This is a genomic window from Methylobacterium tardum (assembly GCF_023546765.1).
Lineage (GTDB): Bacteria > Pseudomonadota > Alphaproteobacteria > Rhizobiales > Beijerinckiaceae > Methylobacterium > Methylobacterium tardum.
The window spans coordinates 3788357-3809723 of the sequence record NZ_CP097484.1 but is presented as its reverse complement, the minus strand read 5'-3'; the positions used below and the strand labels follow the sequence as shown (position 1 = coordinate 3809723).

The 21367-nt window shown below is 69.1% G+C and carries 20 protein-coding genes, 1 tRNA gene and 3 pseudogenes; 13 read left to right on the top strand and 11 right to left on the bottom strand.

The annotated features are described in order from the left end of the window. Positions 1-9 precede the first annotated feature (9 nt). A complete protein-coding gene (locus M6G65_RS18150; RefSeq protein ID WP_238195071.1) occupies positions 10-255 on the bottom strand; it encodes a hypothetical protein in 246 nt (81 codons plus the stop codon). A gap of 142 nt (positions 256-397) precedes the next feature. Next, on the bottom strand, positions 398-607 hold the full coding sequence (locus M6G65_RS18145; RefSeq protein ID WP_250102668.1) for a hypothetical protein: 210 nt from the start codon (positions 605-607) through the stop codon (positions 398-400). A 368-nt stretch (positions 608-975) separates the two neighbouring features. On the opposite strand from M6G65_RS18145, the gene M6G65_RS18140 reads away from it, so the two are divergent. The 4 genes from M6G65_RS18140 (at position 976) to M6G65_RS18125 (ending at position 3205) form a co-directional block, all read left to right on the top strand. Then, positions 976-1629: a Maf-like protein gene (locus M6G65_RS18140; protein ID WP_238195069.1), complete on the top strand. Its 654-nt coding sequence runs from the start codon at positions 976-978 to the stop codon at positions 1627-1629. Then, entirely contained in the window at positions 1626-1808 is a 183-nt protein-coding gene (locus M6G65_RS18135; protein WP_192707541.1) for a DNA gyrase inhibitor YacG, read from the top strand. Before M6G65_RS18140 ends, M6G65_RS18135 begins: the two co-directional genes overlap by 4 nt. Positions 1809-1915: 107 nt before the next feature. Further along, positions 1916-1991: transfer RNA gene (locus tag M6G65_RS18130), tRNA-Phe, on the top strand. A 536-nt stretch (positions 1992-2527) separates the two neighbouring features. Next, positions 2528-3205 (top strand): PAS domain-containing protein, encoded by a 678-nt coding sequence (locus tag M6G65_RS18125; protein ID WP_250102667.1) that lies wholly within the window; start codon positions 2528-2530, stop codon positions 3203-3205. 35 nt (positions 3206-3240) lie between these two features. On the opposite strand, the gene M6G65_RS18120 is transcribed toward M6G65_RS18125, so the two are convergent. Further along, positions 3241-3981 (bottom strand): Crp/Fnr family transcriptional regulator, encoded by a 741-nt coding sequence (locus M6G65_RS18120; protein WP_238195067.1) that lies wholly within the window; start codon positions 3979-3981, stop codon positions 3241-3243. Between the two features lie 371 nt (positions 3982-4352). Between M6G65_RS18120 and M6G65_RS18115 the strand changes: the two are divergent. Next, a pseudogene (locus M6G65_RS18115) lies at positions 4353-5335 on the top strand (phosphoribosylaminoimidazolesuccinocarboxamide synthase). Between the two features lie 46 nt (positions 5336-5381). On the opposite strand, the gene M6G65_RS18110 reads toward M6G65_RS18115, so the two are convergent. The 3 genes from M6G65_RS18110 to M6G65_RS18100 all read right to left on the bottom strand — a co-directional run bounded on the left by M6G65_RS18110 (position 5382) and on the right by M6G65_RS18100 (position 8343). Continuing rightward, complete coding sequence (locus M6G65_RS18110) at positions 5382-5663, bottom strand: DUF2312 domain-containing protein (RefSeq protein ID WP_010681866.1); 282 nt, start codon at positions 5661-5663, stop codon at positions 5382-5384. Positions 5664-5718: 55 nt separating this feature from the next. Next, positions 5719-6891, bottom strand: coding sequence for an alpha/beta hydrolase (locus tag M6G65_RS18105; protein ID WP_238195065.1), 1173 nt, complete (start codon positions 6889-6891; stop codon positions 5719-5721). A gap of 87 nt (positions 6892-6978) precedes the next feature. Then, positions 6979-8343: an MFS family transporter gene (locus tag M6G65_RS18100; RefSeq protein WP_250102666.1), complete on the bottom strand. Its 1365-nt coding sequence runs from the start codon at positions 8341-8343 to the stop codon at positions 6979-6981. A gap of 428 nt (positions 8344-8771) precedes the next feature. Here M6G65_RS18100 and M6G65_RS33780 point away from each other — a divergent pair, with 428 nt between their 5' ends. Both M6G65_RS33780 and M6G65_RS33775 read left to right on the top strand, forming a co-directional pair. After that, a complete protein-coding gene (locus M6G65_RS33780; protein ID WP_308445187.1) occupies positions 8772-9251 on the top strand; it encodes a hypothetical protein in 480 nt (159 codons plus the stop codon). Then, positions 9248-9505 carry a DUF1236 domain-containing protein gene (locus tag M6G65_RS33775; protein ID WP_308445186.1) on the top strand — a complete coding sequence of 86 codons (258 nt, stop codon included), beginning with the start codon at positions 9248-9250 and terminating at the stop codon, positions 9503-9505. Before M6G65_RS33780 ends, M6G65_RS33775 begins: the two co-directional genes overlap by 4 nt. A 57-nt stretch (positions 9506-9562) precedes the next feature. Here M6G65_RS33775 and hrcA read toward each other — a convergent pair whose 3' ends face one another. Continuing rightward, positions 9563-10618 carry a heat-inducible transcriptional repressor HrcA gene (hrcA, locus tag M6G65_RS18090; RefSeq protein ID WP_238195142.1) on the bottom strand — a complete coding sequence of 352 codons (1056 nt, stop codon included), beginning with the start codon at positions 10616-10618 and terminating at the stop codon, positions 9563-9565. A gap of 168 nt (positions 10619-10786) precedes the next feature. Between hrcA and rph the strand changes: the two genes are divergently transcribed. The 3 genes from rph to hemW are packed head-to-tail and all read left to right on the top strand — an operon-like array spanning position 10787 to position 13340. Then, positions 10787-11500, top strand: coding sequence for a ribonuclease PH (rph, locus tag M6G65_RS18085; RefSeq protein ID WP_250102665.1), 714 nt, complete (start codon positions 10787-10789; stop codon positions 11498-11500). Then, positions 11497-12126: an RdgB/HAM1 family non-canonical purine NTP pyrophosphatase gene (gene rdgB, locus M6G65_RS18080; protein ID WP_238195061.1), complete on the top strand. Its 630-nt coding sequence runs from the start codon at positions 11497-11499 to the stop codon at positions 12124-12126. The genes rph and rdgB overlap by 4 nt, the downstream gene beginning before the upstream one ends. A 38-nt stretch (positions 12127-12164) precedes the next feature. Beyond that, positions 12165-13340: a radical SAM family heme chaperone HemW gene (gene hemW / locus M6G65_RS18075; RefSeq protein ID WP_250102664.1), complete on the top strand. Its 1176-nt coding sequence runs from the start codon at positions 12165-12167 to the stop codon at positions 13338-13340. Here the strand turns inward: hemW and M6G65_RS18070 are convergent. Further along, positions 13341-14608: pseudogene (locus tag M6G65_RS18070) on the bottom strand (penicillin-binding protein activator). A 135-nt stretch (positions 14609-14743) separates the two neighbouring features. Between M6G65_RS18070 and rsmI the strand changes: the two are divergent. Then, positions 14744-15715, top strand: a complete 972-nt coding sequence (gene rsmI / locus M6G65_RS18065) for a 16S rRNA (cytidine(1402)-2'-O)-methyltransferase (protein ID WP_238195141.1) — start codon at positions 14744-14746, stop codon at positions 15713-15715. Beyond that, positions 15712-16100: pseudogene (locus M6G65_RS18060) on the top strand (YraN family protein). The gene rsmI and the pseudogene M6G65_RS18060 overlap by 4 nt, the downstream one beginning before the upstream one ends. 201 nt (positions 16101-16301) lie before the next feature. Here the strand turns inward: M6G65_RS18060 and M6G65_RS18055 are convergent. From M6G65_RS18055 to M6G65_RS18045, 3 genes are all read right to left on the bottom strand, one after another. Further along, on the bottom strand, positions 16302-16691 hold the full coding sequence (locus tag M6G65_RS18055; RefSeq protein WP_250102663.1) for a response regulator: 390 nt from the start codon (positions 16689-16691) through the stop codon (positions 16302-16304). A 271-nt stretch (positions 16692-16962) separates the two neighbouring features. Then, positions 16963-18081, bottom strand: coding sequence for a L,D-transpeptidase family protein (locus tag M6G65_RS18050; protein ID WP_238195056.1), 1119 nt, complete (start codon positions 18079-18081; stop codon positions 16963-16965). A gap of 75 nt (positions 18082-18156) precedes the next feature. Next, on the bottom strand, positions 18157-19083 hold the full coding sequence (locus tag M6G65_RS18045) for an extensin family protein (RefSeq protein ID WP_250102662.1): 927 nt from the start codon (positions 19081-19083) through the stop codon (positions 18157-18159). Positions 19084-19260: 177 nt separating this feature from the next. On the opposite strand from M6G65_RS18045, the gene M6G65_RS18040 reads away from it, so the two are divergent. Next, positions 19261-21330 carry a M3 family metallopeptidase gene (locus M6G65_RS18040; RefSeq protein WP_250102661.1) on the top strand — a complete coding sequence of 690 codons (2070 nt, stop codon included), beginning with the start codon at positions 19261-19263 and terminating at the stop codon, positions 21328-21330. Positions 21331-21367 lie beyond the last annotated feature (37 nt).

Below are 21367 nucleotides of genomic sequence, written 5' to 3'. Positions count from 1 at the left end.
GCGACCGCCCTACGACGCCCGGCGGATCACAGGCCCGGGCCCGTTGTCGGTGTGACGGTGCTCGCAGGCGATCTTGAGGTAGCGGTCGCTGCCGCCGGGCAGCCCGGCCTGCGCCGCCATGGTCTGCGCGTGCATCAGGCACTCCATCGGCGTGTGCGCCGGAGCCACGATGACGTCGAGTGCGGTGTCGCGGGAGCAATCCTGTGCGAGCAGCGTGCCGGCACAGACCAGGGCAACGGAGAGCAATTCCGACATGACGGACCTCGGCTTCGAGCGATCGAAAGGTCCGCGGGGTGCTCTGGCGTGCGAGCCGCCGCGTTGTCGTTGCCTGGGTGCTTCCTCCGCTTGTCGATCCCCTCAAGCACGGGATGTGCCAGTCGCCGACCCTGATCCCGGGTCAGTCGCGTGCGGGGAGCCAGTGCGTTTCCGGCTCGCCCGCCGGCAGGAGGGTGGCGACGGCGTCGAGATCGGCGACGTACTGGTCGGTGAGCAACTGCCACATCTCGACGGGCGAGTTCGCGTTCGGCCGCAAGCCGTCGAGGGCGCGCGCCAGCGTGGCGAGGTTCACGAGCTTCGGGCGCTGCAGGAGCGGATCAGCGTTCAACATCGGGTCCGGCCTCTTTCCGACGCCGGCATTCTCCAGCGCTCATGGTTAATAGGCAGTTACAGCCGGCCGTGAGCATTTGGGTTTGACTTAAAATTCCCGCACTAATGATTGAATTCTCGATTAGTGCAGCGAATTAGCCATCCAGGACGACAGCGTGACTGTCTTCGTTTGATACTGGCGAATTCGTCTTGCCGAATTCCGGCGGCGCGTGTTCCGGCGGGGATGGCCGTCCGCGCTGAGCAGGCATCTCGGTTCACAAGCCCGACCCCATCCCTTATCACGCAGGCGACTGAGGCGATCCCGCGCTATGAGGACGCCACCTGGCCGACGCCGCTGTCGCTCCCGGCCGATTGTGCGAACGGAACACCATGGACGCCACACCAGAAGCGATCGGTGCGACGCAGGGGCCGACGGCCCGGCTCGTGCTGGCCTCCGCGTCGCCGCGCCGCCTCGCGCTCCTGCAGCAGATCGGCATCGAGCCGGATGCGCTGTTGCCTGCCGAGATCGATGAGACCCCGCGCAAGGCCGAGCCGCCCCGTGAGCTCGCGCGCCGCCTCGCCCGCACCAAGCTGGCCACCGCCGAGGCTGCGCTCCATCTCGAGGACACGAAGACGCCGACATGGCTTCTGTCCGCCGACACCGTCGTTGCGGTCGGGCGACGGGTTCTGCCGAAGGCCGAGGTGCCGGACGAGGCGGCCGACTGCCTGCGCCTTCTCTCCGGCCGCCAGCACCGGGTCTTCACGGCGATCTGCGTGCTCTCGCCGCGCGGACGACGCGAGCGGATCGTCGAGAGCCGCGTACGATTCAAGCGCCTGTCCGGTCGGGACATTCAGGGCTACGTCGCCTCGGGCGAATGGCGCGGAAAGGCCGGCGGCTACGCGATTCAGGGTCTCGCCGGCGCTTTCGTGGTGAAGCTCGTGGGCTCCTACAGCGCCGTGGTCGGATTGCCGCTCTACGAAACGATGAGCCTGCTCGAAGGCGAAGGCTATCCTGTCCGTGCCGGCTGGGGCAGCCTCGCGTGAGCCGGGAGCCGCGGGAGGCTTGCCCGATCTGCCGACGGCCGGCGGCACCGGACTTTAGGCCGTTCTGCTCCCAGCGCTGCGCCGATGTCGACCTCGGGCGGTGGCTCAACGAACGATACGCGATTCCGGAGGAGCTCGACTCGGACGAGCCGCCGCCGGAGCCGGATCCGGAGCGCTGAAACTTTTTTCCGCCTTTCCGTCACGCCGGTGTCACGGCAAGGCTGGACACGCCGTCCGGCACTGACTATACCCCGCGGCGTCCGAGACCGAGACCGGCGCGGACGACGCCCAGGTAGCTCAGTTGGTAGAGCATGCGACTGAAAATCGCAGTGTCGGTGGTTCGATTCCGCCCCTGGGCACCATCAGCTTTCTGAACATCCTGAGAGACTCGGCGGGATCCGCGCATTCGAGCGCGCGACCATGATCGCCAGCTCTGCTGCCTCGAGCGTTCCGGTTTCCCGCCCAGGGATCTTGAGGACGTATGCGGGGCCTGAGTCGCTGAACTCGCCATCCAATCCTGATCGTCGACGAACTGCGCGGCCGGACCGTCTTCAATAGGCGGCGACGTCGCCGCGATCGGTGTGGCGAAAGAACGGCTCCAGCGTGATCGCGCCGATGTAGTCGGGTTCACGAGTATTGCTGGATCGTGGATGACTGACCATCAAGGCCGAAGATTCGATAGCACGACAGCATCCCGCGGTAGTTATACGTTAATAAAGGAAGCCAACATCCAGCACTTCTGTGTGGGGCTGCTGCTCCGTCGTGCAGGTATATCCGCCCCAGATGGCCGCCGAGCAGCCGCTTTTGTGCCACGCTGCGATAGCGGGCGCGCGAACTGTCAAGAACTATACAGTTGGTCGAGTGCGTCGGACGGTTTCAATTCTGACGAAACTTCTTGATGTCGAGTGAAAGCAGTCTAACATGGATCAGCTTTCAATGGGGGCGGCGCGATACGATGCCGAAGTGGAAGTCTCTCGACGGGTGGATTTCCGCGCCTGCGATCCAGGGCGTGACTGATGCTCTGGACGTGATCGGCAACTGGTCCTGGGATGCGGCGTCGGACCGAGCACGGTCGGACAGGTTCGCGGCACGTCTTTTCGATGTCGATCCGGAGGAAGCCGAGGCGGGTCTGCCGCTGTCCGCCTACGCTGCCTGGGTCCATGCTGCGGATCGGTCCCGCCTCCTGACGACCTTCCGCGAGGCAGCGCGCAACGGCTGGCCGTATGTCACCGAGTTCCGCGTCTGCTTTTCGGACGGTGTGCTGCGCTGGGTCCTCGCGCGCGGCCGATTCTCTCGCAATCACATGGGCCGGCCGGTGGGCGGGTGCGGGATCGTGGTGGACATCACCGACCTGCGGACGAACGACGGCGACCTCGCCTTCGCCCAACCCGAGACCGTGTTCCTGACCGGAGAGCCGCCGCTCGAACGTGCCGCTGCCGCGGCGATGATGGCCTACCGTGCCATCGATGCCGTGCCCGATCCGGGTCTCAAGGCGCGCGCCGAGGCGCTCCTGTTCGACATCGGTCGCAAGCTCGCCGCCCAGGAACGCGCGGTGCAGCGCAAGGAATTGAACTGACCGAATCCACCCGGCGCGGAACTGCGCGCGTCGGATCAGGAGGCATCCTGGTCGCGAAGGTGCAGGTAGGTCGGGTCGAATTCGGCGGCCGACATCAACCCGTCCCAATCATGCACGGTCAAACGGCGGCTCCGCAGCGTGATCAGGCCGGCCATCTTCAGATCCCGGATCGTGCGGTTCACGTGAACGGGTGTGATGCCGAGGGCATCGGCGAGTTCCGGCTGGGTCATCGGCATCTCGAAGGTCCGATCCGGCGCCAGCCCGACGGCACCGAGGCGCGTGATCAACTCGCAGAACAGATGCGCCATGCGCGCGTAGGCGTCGCGCCGTCCCGTGTTGAGCATCCATTCCCGAACCAGGGCGGCGTCGATCAGGGTCGCGCGCCAGAAGACCTCGTTGAGCCGCGGATGCTGGCGCAGCAGCGCGCGCACGGCCTCGTGCTGCACGAAACCGACCCGGCACGGGCTGACCGTGGCGATGCTGATATCGAGGACCTCGAGGTAGAGACTCTGAAAATCCGGCATGTCGCCCGGCACATGGTATCCCATGACCTGCCGCTTGCCGGCGCGTGTCGACTTGTAGGTGCAAGCGATGCCTTCCAGCACGGCGAAGCTCCGGGCCGGCCGGTCGCCCTCGCGCACGATGTCCTGGTAGGCGTCGATCTGCGCCACCTGCATCGGCATGGCCGACAGTGCAGCCATCTCGGCCTCGCTCGGCTTGAACAGGGCGATGCTGTCGATCTTGCGCAGGAACGGATGCCTGTTCGCCTGCTGCATCTGTGCTGTCATCGCTCCGCGGCGTTAAAGCGTCGGCACTCGGCCGTCGACCACGAGCAGCCGCATCCAATGCCGCCCTCGGATAGGATAGGGCTCCGCCGGGACCCGGACCAGAGCACGAAGTTTCGGAGGGCGAACGGCACGTCAGTATCATCCGTCCGAAATGGATGGCTGTTCCGCATCGCGGCTGAGAGAATGACGCGTCGGGCGATGCCGCGAATGAATCAGGGCGTGCGGCTGGCGCGGTGACGCGGTTGGCCACTTCCTGCGCACCGTCGGCGCCGCCCGGTGTTCGGGGCTGGAATTCTTCGGCCCGTCCGCGCACACAGGCACGGCGGCGCGATCGCCGTGCAGCCTCACGGACCATCCCGATGAACACGGCAGACCTCGCCCCGCACGCGCATCAAGTCCTGCGCGACGCGACCTTGCCGGAGCTGCCGAACCATTACCGCGGCAAGGTCCGGGACAATTACGACCTCCCCGACGGTCGGCGCATCCTGATCACCTCCGACCGGATCAGCGCGTTCGATCGGGCTCTCGCGGCGATCCCGTTCAAGGGACAGGTTCTGACGCAGACCGCCCGCTACTGGTTCGAGCACACGGCCGACATCTGCCCGAACCACGTGCTGGCCTATCCCGATCCGAACGTCGTGGTCGGCCGCCGGCTGGAGATCCTGCCTGTCGAGGTCGTCGTGCGCGGCTATCTCGCCGGCACGACCTCGACCTCGATCCTGACGCGCTACCGGGCGGGCGAGCGCGACATGTACGGCCACACCTTCCACGACGGTATGCGGCCGAACGAGCGTTTGCCGGAAGCGATCATCACGCCGACCACGAAGGCCTTCGACGGCGGACACGACGAGCCCCTGACCGAAGGTGAGATCCTGGAGCGGAAGCTCCTGACGCCGGAGCAGTGGCGGACGGTATCGGGGGCGGCGCTGGCGCTGTTCGCGCGGGGCAGGCTCTGGCGGCCGAGCGCGGCCTGATCCTGGCGGACACGAAGTACGAGTTCGGCACCGATCCGCAGGGCCGCATCGTCCTGGCCGACGAGATCCACACGCCGGACAGCAGCCGCTACTGGTTCGCCGCCAGCTACACGGAGCGCTTCGCCGCGGGTACGGCGCCCGAGAGCTTCGACAAGGATTTTGTCCGCAACTGGGTCGTGGCCCGCTGCGACCCGTACAAGGACCCGATCCCCGAGATCCCCGCCGAAGTCGTGCTGGAGACCGCCGCGGTCTACATCCGGGCCTACGAGACGATTACGGGCGCGCGCTTCGTGCTGCCCGACCCGGCCGAGGAGCCGCTGGCGCGCATCCGCGGCAATCTCGCCGCCTATCTCGGCACGGCCGCGTAGCTGCGAGGGGGAGCGGCGCCCCGGGCGCCGCTCCCTGCCGCAGGGCTCAGGCGGCCTGCGCGATCGGCGCCGGGGAGGGCGCGTCCATGGCGCGCAGGTACACGTCGAGCAGGGTCTCCTGCTCGTCGCGCTCGTCCTTGTCCTGCTTGCGGATCTTCAGGATCTCCTTGAGCACCTTCACGTCTAGGCCCTCGCCCTTGGCCTCGGCGAAGACCTCCTTCTTGGCCTCCATCAGGTCCTTGATCTCTTCCTCCAGCCGTTCCACGCGCTCGATGATCGAGCGGATGCGGTCGCCCGCGACGCCCACGGTGTCGGTCATGTCGGTCATGCGTTCCCTCATCGGATGACCGGGACACCCTCGCCGCCACAGGGTAAGCGGCGGGTTAAGGGCGGGGCTTTCCGTCCGGGGCGGCGGTCCGGGACGTGACCCAGCCGATGATCGCGTCGGCCACCGCGTCGCTGTTCGATTCCAGCATCATCATGTGGCCGTTGCCGTGGATCCCCTGTTCGGCGAGCCGCAGCCGGTCGGGTTTCGCGCCGGCCTGTTCCAGGAAGGCGCCGGTGCAATCGTCCATGGTGGCGCGGAACGAGGCTTCCGAGGTCACGATCACGGCCGGCACCTTGGCGAGGTTCGGCAGGGTCCGCGCCGGCTCGGCCTGGAGCCAGCACCGGATCTTGTCGGGCGCGGCGGCGGTCTCGGCCTGGACCACGGTGAGGTCGGCCGGCCCGCTCACCGGCGGCTCGAAATGGAGCGGCACCCGGGTGATGCCGTAGGGCCGGGCCCGCGAGTCGCCGACGCGCTCGTACCAGCTGTCGCCGCCCTTGAAGCGGATATCGTAGAAGGTCGGCCCGTTCGGCTCCACGGCGACGTGGGCCTTCACGAGGTCGGGCCGCTGATCGGAGACCGCCCAGCCGAACACGCCGGCCTGCGAATGCGTCAGGAGGATCGCGGGTCCGATCTTCTCCAGCAGCGCGATCAGCGCCGGATCGACCAGCTCCTCGCTCTTGAGGGCGCTGGCGATGTAGGGCACCTGCGACAGGTAGAATTGATCGAAGGCGGCGTTGCCGCGCACGCCCGGACCGCCCGGCCATTGCGTGTGCAGCTTGGCCTGCGGGTAGAGCGCGAACCGCTCCTGCCCGGTGAACACCGTCTCCAGGTCCTCGACCGGCAGGCGGGCATAAGGGCCGTAGGTCTCCGGGTCGCCGCCCGAGCGTCCGCGCCCGACCTGATCGACCACGTAGACGGCAAAGCCCTTGGCGGCGAAGTGGTCGGCCCAGCCCGGCCGGCCGTCGGGCGTGCCGAGAAAGTTGGTCCCGGTCTGGGCGGTGCCGTGCACCATCACGATCGGATAGGGCTGCGTGACCCGCTCCGGCACGCGGTAGGTCACGAACATCTGGCCGGAGGCGGTGGTCTTGTCCTTGGCGGTCTCATAATGGCCGCCGACGAAGAAGTAGCCCGCGCCCGGCGCAGGCTTGAACGGCTCGGCTGCGCGAGCCGGCGCGCCTGAAGCGAGGCACATGAGGATTAGGGCGCCGGCAAAGGCGGTCTTGCGCATGGTTTCCTCCCGCGGGCGTCTGGTGCGCCCGGCGGGTGGCATATCAGCGGGAAAGATCCGGCTGGTCCAGCCGGATCTTGCACGCTCTCAGGCGTGGGCGAAGCGCGGCTTCTTGCCGAGGGCCTCCTCGACGGTGCCGGCGCCGTCGAGATAGCCGTGCACCTTCGGGTTCGGCATGATCACCGAGGCCACGAAGGCGATCGCCATCAGCACGGTCACGTACCAGAAGAACGTGCTCTCCATGCCGTTGTCCTTGAACCACAGCGCCACGAACTCGGCGGTGCCGCCGAAGGTGGCGTTGGCCACCGCGTAGGACAGGCCGACGCCGAGCGCGCGCACGTTGGTCGGGAACAGCTCCGCTTTCACGATGCCGCTGATGCCCGTGTAGAACGACACCACCGCGAGCCCGAGGGTGATGAGCGCGAAGGCGAGGTAGGGATCCTTGTTGGTCCCGAGGGCCGTCATCAGCGGCACGACCATAAGCGTGCCGAGGCCGCTGTACAGCAGCATGTTCGCCTTGCGTCCGATCCTGTCGGACAGCGCACCGAAGAGTGGCTGGATCGCCATGTAGACGAACAGGACCACGGTCATCACCTGCGAAGCCGAAGTCTTCGGCATGCCGGCGGTGTTGACCAGGTACTTCTGCATGTAGGTCGTGAAGGTGTAGAAGCTCAGGGAGCCGCCGGCCGTGTAGGCCACGACGACCAGGAACGCCCGCCAGTGCTTGAACAGCTCGGCGAAGGTGCCGGCTGTCTCCTTGTCGCTGCTGTCCTTGGTCTCCGCCAGCGAGCGCCGCAGATAGAGCGCGACGACCGCGAGGCCCGCGCCGATGAAGAACGGGATGCGCCAGCCCCAGGCCGTCAGCTCGGGACCGGTCATGACCGTCTGCAGCAGCACCAGGACCAGCGAGGCCAGGAGCTGGCCGCCGATCAGCGTCACGTACTGGAAGGAGGCGAAGAAGCCGCGTTTCCCCTTGATCGCCACCTCGCTCATGTAGGTCGCCGAGGTCCCGTACTCGCCGCCGACCGACAGGCCCTGAAGCATGCGCGCGAGCAGCAGCAGAACCGGCGCCAGCGTGCCGACATGCTCGTAGGTCGGCAGGATGCCGATCAGGAGCGAGCCGAAGCACATCATCAGCACCGAGATGACCATCGAGGTCCGGCGCCCGACCCGGTCGGCGATGCGGCCGAACAGCCAGCCGCCGATCGGCCGCATGAAGAAGCCGACCGCGAAGATGCCGGCGGTCTGGAGCAGCTGGCTGGTGGAGTCGCCCTTCGGGAAGAAGGCTGGCGCGAAGTAGAGGGCGAAGAACGCGTAGCAGTAGAAGTCGTACCACTCGGCGAGGTTGCCCGACGACGAGCCCACGATCGCCCAGATGCGGCGCTTCCGGTCGGCTGCGTCGTCGTGGGCGCCTGGTGCGATACCGATCGTATCGTCTCTCGAGGCGGACATGGCGTCTCCGTCGATCAATTTTTCAGCCGGCGACAAGCCGCGCTCTTCTTCGTAGGACGCGACGTTACAGGTGATGACCGTGATCGCAAGTCCGTGATGGGACTTAGCCACGACCCGTCGCAGTCAGTGTCATCATCTTGCGGGTGTCCCAGAGCACGGCGCCTGCATCGTCCGAGAATCTCGTGCCGCGCCCGACGGGCAGGATTTCAGGCTCCGCTGCTCGGCTCCGGGATGACAGGGCGGATGACATCGCCGCCAACGGTGGTCCCCGCGTCGAGGACGCCGCGGAACGGTTTGGCCCGGGGGCTCGTTGCGGGCCGGCGCGGGCGTCGAGGGCGCTCCGTCATCGCCAGGAGGAGAGGCCATGAAGCGGATTCTGAGAGACACGGTAGCGGCCGTGATCGTCGTCGCCGGAGCGGCCACCGCGTTTGCACAGGGTGGTCCCGGGGGTGGCGGCGCGGGCGGCGGTCCCGGCGGTGGCGGAGCCGGTGGCGCGGCTGGTGGCCCTGCGGCGGGCGGTGGCGGTGCGGGCGGCGCCGGACCAAGCGGCGGTGCGGGCGGCGGGGGCGTTCGCGGCGGCGCCGGCGGAGCCGAGAGCGGCCCGCGCGGCGGAGCCGAAGGCGGGGCGCGCGGTGCTGAGCCGGGTGGCCCAGCTGGCCGCGGTGCCGAGGGGCCGGGGCGTCAAGGCGGTGCGGGCGAGCGTAACGGCGCCGGCGACCGCACCGGGCCCGGCGGTGCCCCGGGCGCCGCGGAGCGCGGCGGTCGCGACACAGGTCCCGCGGGTGAACGCGGCAATCGCGATGCGGCCGGTCCGAACCAGGGCGGGCGGGGCGCGGCCGGCGAGCGCGGCGGCCGCGAGGGCGCCCGTGAGGGGGTCCGCGGCGGCGGGTCGGCCCGCGGGGCGGTGAACCGTCTCGACACGCGGCAGCGCACCGAGTTCCGCAGCTCGATCACACGCCTCGGCGTGTCGCCGCTGCGCGACGTCGCGTTCGGATTATCCGTGGGTACCGCGATCCCGCGTTCGGTCACCCTGCACCGACTCCCGCCGGCGATCATCTCGCTCGTGCCGGAATACGAAGGCTACGAGTTCATCCTCGTGCGCGACGACATCGTGATCATCGATCCCGATACCTACGAGATCGTGGACGTGATCCCGGCCTGAACGTCGGCACCGTTCGCGTGATCGGCGCCGGGCGGGTCTCAGCCTGCCCGGCGCGTCTCACCGCCCCCCGTCGAGCAGCTTGGAAACGACCCGCGCGGTGTAGTCGACCATCGGCACGATGCGCGCGTAGTTCAGCCGCGTCGGGCCGATGACACCGACGACGCCGACGATCTGCTGCGACCCGTCGCGGAACGGCGCCGCGATCAGCGACGAGCCGGAGAGCGAGAACAGCTTGTTCTCGGAGCCGATGAAGATGCGCACGCCCTCGCCGCCCTCGGCCCGGGCCAGAAGATCGATGACGTCCTTCTGGGTCTCCAGATCGTTGAACAGCAGGCGGATACGCTCGAGATCCTCAACCGCGCGCAGGTCGTCCAGCAGGTTGGCCTGTCCGCGCACGATGAGCTGACGCGCCTCCGTCGGGCCGACCGGCGTGGCGAGCCCGGCATCGACCAGGCGCTCCGTCAGCGCGTCGAGCTCCCGCTTCATCGCCTTCCGGCCGGCCTCGATCTCGGCGCGCAGCGATCCGAGGGTCCGGCCCTGGAGCCGCGCGTTGAGGTAGTTGGTGGCCTCCTGGAGCGCGCCCGCCGGCAGCCCGGGGGGCAGATCCACCAGCCGGTTCTCCACTGAGCCGTCATCCGAGACCAGGATGACGAGGGCGCGGGCCGGATCGAGGCGGACGAACTCGATATGCTTCAGGTTGACGTTGGCCTTTGTGGTCAGCACCACGCCGGCCCCGCGCGAGACGCCCGACAGCATGGTCGAGGCTTCGGCCAGCGCCGACTCGAAGGTGTGGCCCGAAGCGGCGGCCCGCATCTGCGCCTCGATGCGCCGCTGCTCGTCCTGGCTGACATCGCCGAGTTCGAGCATCGCGTCGACGAAGAACCGCAAGCCCAACTCGGTCGGCAGGCGCCCGGCCGAGGTGTGCGGCGCGAAGATCAGGCCGGAATGCTCCAGATCCGCCATCACGTTGCGGATCGAAGCCGGCGACAGGGCCATCGGCAGGATACGGGCGAGGTTGCGCGATCCCACCGGCTCGCCCGTCGTGAGGTAGCTCTCGACGATCTGCCGGAAGATCTCGCGCGCTCGCTCGTTGAGTGCGGCAAGCGCCTGCATGGGCTGGCTGTTCGGAAATCGAGGGTGGGGGTCTGTCACGCGGTCATCCTGTAATCCGATCATGTCCGTCCAACACGCGCGGATCAATCCATACGGCGATGCTTGCTCGCGGTGGCGCGGCGGCCTAAGAGCCCGGCCCTCGACTTCTCACCATAGAAGGGGCCCGCGATGCGGCCTTCCAAGCGTGCCGCCGACGAGTTGCGGCCCGTGAGCCTGGAGCGCGCTGTGTCGCGCTACGCCGAGGGCTCCTGCCTCGTCAGCTTCGGCAACACCCGGGTGCTCTGCACCGCCTCTCTGGAGGAGCGTGGGCCCCCGTGGCTGCGCGGCTCGGGCAAGGGCTGGGTCACGGCCGAATACGCCATGCTCCCGCGTGCGACGCACGAACGCACCCGCCGCGAGGTCGGTTCCGGCAAACCGTCGGGCCGGACGCAGGAGATCCAGCGCCTGATCGGCCGGTCGCTGCGCGCCGTGACCAACCTGCCGGCGCTCGGCGAGCGGCAGGTCACGGTCGATTGCGACGTGATCCAGGCCGATGGCGGCACCCGGACCGCCGCCATCACCGGCGCCTGGGTGGCGCTGCACGATTGCTTCGCCTGGATGCGGGCGCGCTCGATCATCTCGGTCGATCCGCTGCGCGACCACGTCGCAGCCGTGTCGTGCGGCCTGTACAAGGGCACGCCGGTCCTCGACCTCGACTACGCCGAGGATTCGGTGGCCGAGACCGACGCCAACTTCGTGCTCACCGGCCGGGGCGGCATCGCCGAGGTGCAGGGCACCGCCGAGATGGAGCCGTTCTCGCAGGATCAGCTCCTCGAGCTGCTGCGGCTCGCCCGCGCCGGCACCGACCGGCTGGTCGCGCTTCAGAAGGAGGCGATCGCGTGAGCCGGCGGCTGACCGGAAAGGTGGCCATCGCCACCCACAATGCCGGCAAGCTCGCCGAGATGCGCGAGCTGCTGGCGCCGTTCGGAATCGAGGCCGTTTCGGCCGGTGAGCTCGGCCTGCCGGAGCCGGAGGAGACCGGCACGATGTTCGCCGAGAACGCCGCCATCAAAGCGAAGGCCGCCGCCGACGCCACCGGACTGCCGGCCTTCGCGGACGATTCCGGCCTGTGTGTGGACGCCCTCGACGGGGCGCCGGGCATCTTCTCGGCCCGCTGGGCCGGACCGACCAAGGACTTCACCGGCGCCATGGCGCGGATCTTCGCCGAGCTGGACCGGCGCGGCGCGGCGGAGCGCCGGGCGCATTTCGTCTCGGCTCTGGTGCTCGCCTGGCCGGACGGCCACACGGAGCTGTTCGAGGGCCGTGTGTTCGGCGAACTCGTCGCGGCGCGGGGCTCGGCCGGGTTCGGCTACGACCCGATCTTCCGGCCCGACGGGCATGAGCGCACGTTCGGCGAGATGACCGCGGACGAGAAGCACGGCGTCGATTGGCAGAAGGGCGCGGGTCTCTCGCACCGGGCGCGGGCCTTCATCGATCTCAGCCGGGCGTGCCTCGCGCCTGCGTCCTGATTGCCAAACGGGCCGCGCGCGCTCACATCCCGGCAATCATGACACCAATCGGCCCGGACCACCCGACCCGCGACGCGGGTTTCGGGATCTACCTGCACTGGCCCTTCTGCGCGGCGAAGTGCCCGTATTGCGACTTCAACAGCCATGTCCGCCACGCGGGCGTGGACGAGCCGCGCTTCCTCGACGCGTTCCGGGCCGAGATCGCCCACAACGCCGCCCGCACGCCGGGGCGCAAAGTCACCAGCATCTTCCTCGGCGGCGGGACGCCCTCGCTGATGCAGCCCGCGACGGTCGCCGGCCTGCTTGAGGCCGTGGCAGCCCACTGGAGCGTAGCGCCCGACGCCGAGATTACCCTGGAGGCGAACCCGTCGAGCGTCGAGGCCGGCCGCTTCCGCGGCTACCGCGCGGCCGGCATCAACCGCGTCTCGCTCGGCGTGCAGGCGCTGGACGACGCGTCCCTGCGGACGCTCGGCCGTCTCCACGACGTGGCGCAGGCACTGGCCGCGATCGAGGTCGCCCAGGCGGTCTTCGCGCGCACGTCCTTCGACCTGATCTACGCCCGCCCCGGCCAGACGCCGGCCGCGTGGCGGTCCGAGTTGGGCGAAGCTCTGGCGCGGGCGGCCGAGCATCTGAGCCTCTATCAGCTGACCATCGAGCCGGGCACGCCGTTTCACGGCCTCGCGGCCACCGGCAAGCTGGTGACCCCGGACGACGAGACCGGCCGCGCCCTTTACGACGTGACGCAGGACCTCTGCGCCAAAGCCGGCCTGCCGGCCTACGAGATCTCGAACCATGCCCGACCGGGCGCGGAATCGCGCCACAACCTGCTCTACTGGCGCTACGGCGAATATGCCGGCATCGGCCCAGGCGCCCACGGGCGGCTGGTCACGGAGCACGGGCGGATCGGCACCGTCACCGAGCGGTCGCCGGAGGCGTGGCGCGAGAAGGTCGAGCGCGACGGCCACGGTGTCGCCGAAACAGAGACGCTGTCGTCTGAGGATCAGGCTGACGAGTTCCTGGTGATGGGCCTGCGGCTCGCCGAGGGGATCGACCCCGCCCGCTACGCCGCGCTGAAGGGCCGCCCGCTCAACGGCAACCGGATCGGGATGCTGGTGGGCGACGGGTTGCTGGAATGGCGGCCCGGTGGCCGTATCGCCGCGACCGCCCGCGGTGCGCCCGTGCTCAACGCCCTGGTGGCGGAACTCGCGACCTGATCAGATCCCCGGCTTGGCGAGCACGCGCGGCGCCGGGCTCACGACAGGCGCGGCGTTGTTGCGGATCTCGTAGACCGCCAGCGCGCGCTCGCTCTGACCGTCCGGGCGGAAGCGGAATGTGCCGTCGACCCCGGCGAAGCCGGATCCGCTGGTGAGCGTCGTCTCGGCAAAGCGCTGCGAGCCGTACTGGCGCGCCAGGGCGGCGGCGAGCGTTACCGCGTCGTAGGCGAGCGAGGCAACGCGCGGCGGAACGCTGCCGAAGCGCGCCTGATAGCGGCCGCTGAAACTCGAGAACCCGCTGCGGTCCGGCGAGGCGAAGCGCCCGCCCTGGAGAGCCGGCAGGGCGAACAGGCCCGGCTCGTTCCAGAGGGCCGTTCCGATCGGACGGACCCGACCCGGCGAGAAGCCCGCCTTCGTGAGGGCGGCCGCGACGGCCGGCATGGCCTCGGCGGTTTCGGGTATGAACAGCGCGTCCGCGGTGGCGGCCGGGCCCGTGATCACCCGCGCCAGCCGCTCGACTGCGGGGCCGGGCGCTCCGGCCGGATAGCGTTCGACCGCGGCGACGCGGGCGCCCCGGCGGGCGACGACCTCCCGGAACTCCGCCTCGACGGCGTTGCCGTAGGCGGTTTCGGGGATCAGGGCCGCGAAGGAGCGTTTCCCGCCCGCGACCGAGTCCTCGGCGACGCGATCGACCTCCGGCTGCGGAAGGAAGCTCAGGAGGTAGACCCCCGGGTCGCCACCGTCGCGTCCGTCGAGAAGCCGATCACCGGCTTGCCGGCCGTCTTTGCCACGTTGGCGGCGGTCTGCACGTTGCCGGCGAAGAGCGGGCCCAGCACGATCTCGGCGCCCTGCCGCAGCGCGTCCTGCGTCGCGTCGCGGGCGCCGTCCGGGGTGCCCCGGTCGTCCTCGACCAGGATGGTCAGGTCCGGCTGCTGGGCCTCGTCGTAGGCGAGCTGCGCCGCATTGCGCAGGGCGTTTCCCACAGAAGCGCCCTGACCGTTGAGCGGCAGGACCAGCGCGACCTTGACGGTGCCGGTTCCGATCCGCTGCCCCGCGAAGGCAGCCGGCGTGGCCAGCGTTGCCGGGACGGCCGCAGCAGGCGCCTGAGGCAGATCGGCGGGCGGCGACAAGTCGGCCTGCGGGATCGGCCGGCGACGGACAGCGTCGGTCCCGAGACAACCGCCGAGCGGCAGCAGGGCGGCGCACAGCGCAGCGGTCAGAGCGGTGACACGCACGAGACGGTCCCGCGCGCGTGTCGGACGCGCCATGGCGCGGACTCCTCAGGGCAGGCGTCGGGAATCTGAAGGCCGGCCCTGAAAATGTAAACGCGCGGACGAAGACTTGCCCCCGATCCCGTCGTCCTGCCGCGACGAGAAGCGGGCAGTGTGACAAGATCGCCGATGATGACCCGCCGATTCGATGCCCCGGGGCCCGCCGCCCCGACGAGAACCCCTTTGCAGAAGCCCGGGACCGATCGTCCACGCACCAACACCTTCACGGCCTTCGGGCTGGCGAGCGAGGCCGAACAGCTGTCGCCGGGCCTGCACATCGTGGCGACTCCGATCGGCAACCTGCGCGACATCACGATCCGCGCCCTGGCCACCCTCGCGGCCGCGGATGCCGTGCTCGCCGAGGATACGCGCGTGACCCGCACGCTGCTCGCCCATTACGGCATCACCACGCCGCTTCTGGCCTACCACGAGCATTCGAACGACGCGGTGCGCGAGCGGATGGTCACCCGCCTCAAGGCAGGGGAGGCGCTCGCCCTCGTGTCCGATGCGGGCACGCCCCTGGTCTCGGATCCCGGCTACAAGCTGGTTCAGGCCGCGATCGAGGCCGGCATTCCGATCACGCCCGTGCCGGGGCCGTCGGCGGTGATGACGGCCCTCGTGGCGGCGGGCCTGCCGACCGACCGCTTCTTCTTCGAGGGTTTCCTGCCCCAGAAGGCCGGGGCACGTCGCAACCGGTTGGAGGCGCTGGTCCAGGTGCCGGGGACGCTGGTCCTGTTCGAGTCGCCACACCGCCTGCCCGAGATGCTGGCTGATGCCGCTGCGGTCCTCGGGCCGGACCGCCCGGCGGCGGTCACCCGCGAGTTGACGAAGCTCTACGAGACCGTCCGGCGCGATACGCTCGGCTCGCTGAGCGATCGCTTCGCCCAGGATGGTCCTCCGAAGGGTGAGATCGTCGTCATCATCGGCGCCGCGACCACGCCGGAGCGGACGGTCGAGGGCGATGCCGCGCTCGACGCGCTGCTGAGGACGGCGCTCGAGCGCCACTCGATCAAGGATGCGGCGAGCTTGGTGGCCGACGAAACCGGGCAGCCGCGGCGGCAGGTCTATAACCGGGCGCTCGCGCTCGCACGAGGCGAGGGATGAACGGGGTTCTGCCCGACCACGCTGACCGGCGCCGCGCCGCGTACCGGCGCGGCCATCGCGCCGAATGGATCGCGCTGGCGGCCCTGATGCTCAAGGGTACCGGCCGATCGGCCGGCGCGTCAGCTTCGCAGGGGGCGAGATCGATCTGATCGTCCAACGCTGGAACACCATCGCGTTCGTGGAGGTGAAGGCGCGGTCTCGGCGCGACGACGCCCGAGAAGCGATCGACGCGGCCAAGCGGCGCCGCTTCTCGCGCGCTGTCCGCGCCTGGATCGGCCGGAACACGTGGTGTGCGGGGATGACCTTCCGGGCCGATGCCGTGTTCGTCGGCACTCGGGAATGGCCGGCGCATATCGCCGACGCGTTCACGATCGAGGGTCTATGACGCAACGGCTCCGGAGCGCGCTTCAGCAGGCGGCGGCCGATGTCCTCGGGCGCCCGCGATCCGTCATTCCGCGACGTCGAAGCCGATCTTGAAGTCTAGGGTCACAACCGGTGCTGGGTCTTGTCGCGTAAGCGGATTGGCTTCCCGATTCCGCTGCGGCGGCCTGGGAATGACGAACCCAACCTGATGATGGCCGACCCGTCAGGCGCGGGCGGCCCGGATCGCGCCGATCAGCGTGCGCTTCAGGTCGGCCTGGCTGAAGGGCTTCTGCACGACCGGCCGATCGCGGAAGGGCTCGCGGATACCGGCGCCGCCATAGCCCGTGGAGAAGACGAGCGGCAGATCGCGCTTCGCGATCGCCTCGGCCACCGGGTAGATCGGCTCACCCGCCACGTTCACGTCGAGGATGGCGACCTCGAAAGTCTCCTGGGACGCCATCTCCAATGCGGAGGACAGGCGTGCCGCAGGGCCGACGACGGCGCAGCCGAAATCGAGGAGCATGTCCTCGAGCAGCATCGAGATCGCCGCTTCATCCTCGGCGACGAGGACGCGAATGCCGTTCAGAACGTCATCGTTGGAGTCAGCAGTCACGCCGGGCCGTCTTCCCTTCGAACGCCCCCGTCGCCGGGAGTCTTGCCGTGCGGTTGAACTCGCCGGCGCACCGCCTGCGCTGCGCCGGATAAGACCGAGGCAGCTTCGACGAGACGATCCACGAGGTAGCCTGTGGCGTCGCCCGTAATGCGTAATGTGTCAAGCGCCCGTGGGCCCTATCGAAGCCTTTCGGGGAACCTATGTTAACCGATGATACATTTTTGACCGCATCGCCCTGAAACGATCCCATTCCACGGATGAAGACCGACGCTCAATCGTCCTTGAATGTCACCTTCGCGCCCCGTGCGACGTGCGTTGCGAGGTCGCGGGCGTTCCAGTTCGTGAGCCGGATGCAGCCATGGGATTCGGTTTTGCCGACCTTCTCGGGCTCGGGCGTCCCATGAATGCCGTAGCTCGGAATCGCGAGATCGATCCACACGACCCCGACCGGGTTGTTCGGCCCCGATTGGATCGTGAATTTGTGCTGCGCTTTCACACCCTTGAACGCGTATTTCGGGTTGTAGGTATAGTCGGGATCGAACGCCACGCCCTTCACCTTGGTGTCGCCGCTCGGGGCAGGCTTTTCCGTGCTGCCGATCGAGGCGGGATAGTAGGCGAGCAGCTTACCGTCCGCCCCGAGCGCGCGGACATCCCGATTGGTCTTGTCCACCTCGATCCGCTCGACCTTGGGCTCCTGCGGAAGGTCCTTGCCCTTGGGCTTATCCAGGTTCATCGGGTCGACCGCTGCAACCACGATGCTCGTTCCGGCCTTGTCGAGGGGCTTGCCGGGGTTGAGCGCGCTGACGAGGTCGCGGCTCATGTGGAAGCGCTCCGCCAGCATCTCGCGCGGATTGGTGTAGCCGAGTTCCTTGAGATCGGCCTGCTCTTCCATCTTCGGCGGGATCTTGTCGACGTAGGGTCCCGCGGCGTCGGCATCGGTCAGCGTGTAATCGGTTACCGCCGGCTTGTCGCTCGTGGCCTGGAGCTTGTCCCAGACCTCCGGCGTCAGATCCTGAGTGGCGGGCAGACCCTGCGCCACGGCGAAGGCCGAGAGCGCGTGCTGGTAATTCTCGCCCTTCCGGCCGTCGATCGCGCCGGGATAGAAACGGGCCCGGTCCAGCAGCACCTGGGCCTTCACGATCAGGGGATCGGCCTTGTCGTCGGTCGCCTTGGACTTGCGTGCCGTGCCGGACTTCTTCGCGGCTTTGCCCCCGTCGGCCTGGCTGCCGCCCTGCGGCGCCAGGGTCGCGGTGTTGATCGCATCCGCGGTAAGGGCAGGGGCCTGATCCTCCTTGGGGGCTTTCTTGCCCGGCCGGGCATCCGCCACCTGCACGACGAGGCAGCTCGCCAGGAGAGCCGCGCAGACCGGCCGCCAAGGTGTCGGGATCATCGACGTCGCATTCTCCGGGAGCGGGTGCGCTCCGGTCGCAAAAGCGCTGAGCCGGCGGGAACGTTCCACGAATCCTTATTCACAGAGCCGGTGGCCCCCGTTCCGCTCGCGCTCGCCGAGGTGGAAGTGGTTGGCGTGGGCCGCGTTGGTGCCGGGTCCCAGGACCGTCCGGAAGAACCCGCACGCCTTGCCGCGAACGGCGGCGAGGAACTGCGCGTCGTCCGAACCCTCCGCCATCGTCTTGACCGGGATGCTGGCGCGCCCCGCGAAGGTGAAGCCCATGATGTCGGCCGCGTTCGCGAAGGCGTGCTCGCTGAGCTTGGCGTCCAGATCGTGGTTCTGGCCCCGGCACACATACGATCCGCCGAGTTCGAGACCGGTCAGCGGATGCTTGAGAATCCGGTCGGCCTCCGCCTGAACCTCCGTGACCCAGCGCGCCAGCGCCTCGGCCGTCCGGCAGGTCAGCGTCGCGCCCTGTGGCAAGGCTACGCCGTCAGCGAAGCGGGTGACCTTCAGCGGCAGCGGGGCGGTGCACTGGCCCTCGGCGATCGGCGGCAGCGGCTCGAAATCGACGCCGAGACGCTTGAGGCGGGTCCGGCAGGCGGTGTCGTCAGGCGGTGAGACCTTGAGCGCCAGGGCCGCCTGGCCGGACAGCTCCGGCGGCCGGCCGGGCGGTGTGGGCGGTGGCGTCGGGATCTCGGGCTTGGCGCTGTCCGCGCCACTCACGGGCTTGGCTGCGTCCTTGGGCACGTCCTTGGGCGCGGTCGAGGCAGGGGGCGTCAGCTCCGCGGGACGGGTTGGCGGCACGGGAGGCCCCGCCTCTGCGGGCGCTGGCGCGGACGGCTTCAGCGTATCTGGCCGCTCGGGCGGCACCGGCACGGCGGCTGTCGGAGTCTCGGCAGCGTGCCCCGCTGAGATCGGCATCGCGACGAGCCCGAGAGCGAGGAGGCCGCAGGCGAGTGGGCTCGCGGCGTGGCGGATCGGCGGCGGACGTCCTGGCATGAGGCCTCGAAGCTTAGGCGTGGCCCGGTGGTAACGAGCGAGACGCCATTCGGATCGCTCGGCCTGTTGACGCGCGCGCCGAACCGGCCACTGTCTTCCGGATCGCGGCAGCGGACCCCACCTCGTCGGATTGACGCGGCTGAGCCGTCGGTCGCCAGGACGCACCTTGAGGAATGCATGCCGCATGCAGCTGATGCCGGGCTCTCCAGCCTGCCGCAGGACAACCCGTTCCGGGAGGCGCAGTGGACGACGCCGCACGGCCTGCCGCCGTTCGAGCGGATCCGGCCGGAGCACTACATGCCGGCGTTCGAGGCCTCGCTCGCTGCTCACGCTGCCGAGATTGAGGCGATCGCGGCCGATCCGGCGGCGGCGACCTTCGACAACACGGTCGGCGCCATGGAGCGGGCAGGGCAGGCCCTCGAGCGGGTCGCCGGCGTCTTCTACAATCTGACCGGCAGTCACACGAATCCGGAGTTGCAGGCGATCGAGCGGGTGATCGGTCCGAAGCTCGCCCGGCACGGGAGCGCGATCTACCTCAACGCCCAGCTCTGGGCGCGCATTTCGGCGGTCGAGGCCGAGGGTCTGGGGCCGGAGGAGCGCCGTGTCCTCGATCGCTACCGTATCCGCTTCCGGCGCGCCGGTGCGGATCTCGGACCGGACGACAAGGCCCGCATCGCGGAGATCGCTGCGCGCATGTCGGAGCTGGGGACGCAGTTCAGCCAGAACCTGCTCGCCGACGAGAGCAGCTTCACCCTGCCGCTGAACGGTGAGGACGATCTGGCCGGCCTGCCGCCGTTCCTGCGCGCGGCGGCCGAGAGCGCCGCCAAGGAGCGGGGACTCGACGGGCATGTCATCACCCTGTCCCGCTCGCTGATCGAGCCGTTCCTGGTCTTCTCGACCCGCCGCGACCTACGCGAGCGCGCCTACGCAGCCTGGACGCACCGCGGCGAGAATGGCGGCACGACCGACAACCGCGCGATCATCGCGGAAATCATCCGCCTGCGCGCCGAGCGGGCGCGGCTCCTCGGCTTCGAGAGCTTCGCGCATTTCGCCCTCGACGACACGATGGCGGCGAGCCCCGACGCCGCCACGGGCCTGCTCCGCGACGTCTGGACGCCGGCTCGGACCCGGGCGACCGCCGAGCGCGACCGCCTCCAGGCGACGATCCAAGAGGAGGGCCACAACTTCGCCCTCCAGGCGCACGATTGGCGTCACTACGCCGAGAAGGTGCGGCGTGCCGAGCACGACCTCGACGAGAGCGAGATCAAAGCGTACTTGCCGCTGGAGCGGATGATCCAGGCCGCCTTCGACACGGCCTCACGACTGTTCGGCCTGACCTTCGCGGAGCTGTCCGACGTTCCGCGCTACCACCCCGATGTGCGGGTCTGGCGGGTCGGCAATCCGGACGGCTCCGAGGTGGGCCTGTTCCTGGGCGACTACTTCGCCCGCGCCTCGAAGCGGTCCGGCGCCTGGATGAGCGCCTTCCGCTCGCAGGAGCGCCTGAACGGCACGGTCACCCCGATCATCGTCAACGTGATGAACTTCGCGAAGGCGCCTGAGGGCGAAAGCACGCTCCTGTCCTTCGACGATGCGCGGACGCTGTTCCACGAATTCGGCCATGCCCTGCACGGTCTCCTGTCGGACGTGACCTACCCGTTGCTCTCCGGCACCGCCGTCTCGCGCGACTTCGTAGAACTGCCCTCGCAGCTCTACGAGCACTGGCTGGAGCAGCCGCAGGTTCTGCAGGCCCATGCGCGCCACCACCAGACAGGCGAGCCGATGCCGGACGCCCTGTTGCAGAAGCTGCTCGCCGCGCGGACCTTCAACCAGGGCTTCGCCACCGTGGAGTATACGGCCTCGGCGATCGCCGACATGACGCTGCATCTCTCGGCCGAGGGCGAGGCCGGTCTGGACGTGCCGGCGTTCGAGGCCGAGGCGCTGCGCCGGATCAGCATGCCGGACGAGATCAGCATGCGGCATCGGACTCCGCATTTCGCCCATATCTTCTCGGGCGACGGCTACGCGGCCGGCTACTACAGCTATCTCTGGTCCGAGGTGCTCGACGCCGACGCGTTCGACGCCTTCCGCGAGGCGGGTGACATCTTCGACCCGGAGACGGCGAAGCGTCTGCGCACCTTCGTGTACGGCGCCGGTAATCTTCGGGACCCGCGCGAAGCCTACACGGCCTTCCGCGGGCGGATGCCGAGCATCGAGCCGCTGCTGAAGAAGCGGGGGCTCGCCGCCTGAGCCGCGCGGCGGCGGTAAGGGTTTCGTAAACAAACGT

Coding starts and splice junctions, on each gene's coding strand:
- M6G65_RS18150 (WP_238195071.1), bottom strand. CDS start 255: ATGTCGGAATTGCTCTCCGTTGCCCTGGTCTGTGCCGGCACGCTGCTC.
- M6G65_RS18145 (WP_250102668.1), bottom strand. CDS start 607: ATGTTGAACGCTGATCCGCTCCTGCAGCGCCCGAAGCTCGTGAACCTC.
- M6G65_RS18140 (WP_238195069.1), top strand. CDS start 976: ATGGACGCCACACCAGAAGCGATCGGTGCGACGCAGGGGCCGACGGCC.
- M6G65_RS18125 (WP_250102667.1), top strand. CDS start 2,528: ATGTCGAGTGAAAGCAGTCTAACATGGATCAGCTTTCAATGGGGGCGG.
- M6G65_RS18120 (WP_238195067.1), bottom strand. CDS start 3,981: ATGCAGCAGGCGAACAGGCATCCGTTCCTGCGCAAGATCGACAGCATC.
- M6G65_RS18110 (WP_010681866.1), bottom strand. CDS start 5,663: ATGACCGACATGACCGACACCGTGGGCGTCGCGGGCGACCGCATCCGC.
- M6G65_RS18105 (WP_238195065.1), bottom strand. CDS start 6,891: ATGCGCAAGACCGCCTTTGCCGGCGCCCTAATCCTCATGTGCCTCGCT.
- M6G65_RS18100 (WP_250102666.1), bottom strand. CDS start 8,343: ATGTCCGCCTCGAGAGACGATACGATCGGTATCGCACCAGGCGCCCAC.
- hrcA (WP_238195142.1), bottom strand. CDS start 10,618: ATGCAGGCGCTTGCCGCACTCAACGAGCGAGCGCGCGAGATCTTCCGG.
- rph (WP_250102665.1), top strand. CDS start 10,787: ATGCGGCCTTCCAAGCGTGCCGCCGACGAGTTGCGGCCCGTGAGCCTG.
- hemW (WP_250102664.1), top strand. CDS start 12,165: ATGACACCAATCGGCCCGGACCACCCGACCCGCGACGCGGGTTTCGGG.
- rsmI (WP_238195141.1), top strand. CDS start 14,744: ATGACCCGCCGATTCGATGCCCCGGGGCCCGCCGCCCCGACGAGAACC.
- M6G65_RS18050 (WP_238195056.1), bottom strand. CDS start 18,081: ATGATCCCGACACCTTGGCGGCCGGTCTGCGCGGCTCTCCTGGCGAGC.
- M6G65_RS18045 (WP_250102662.1), bottom strand. CDS start 19,083: ATGCCAGGACGTCCGCCGCCGATCCGCCACGCCGCGAGCCCACTCGCC.
- M6G65_RS18040 (WP_250102661.1), top strand. CDS start 19,261: ATGCCGCATGCAGCTGATGCCGGGCTCTCCAGCCTGCCGCAGGACAAC.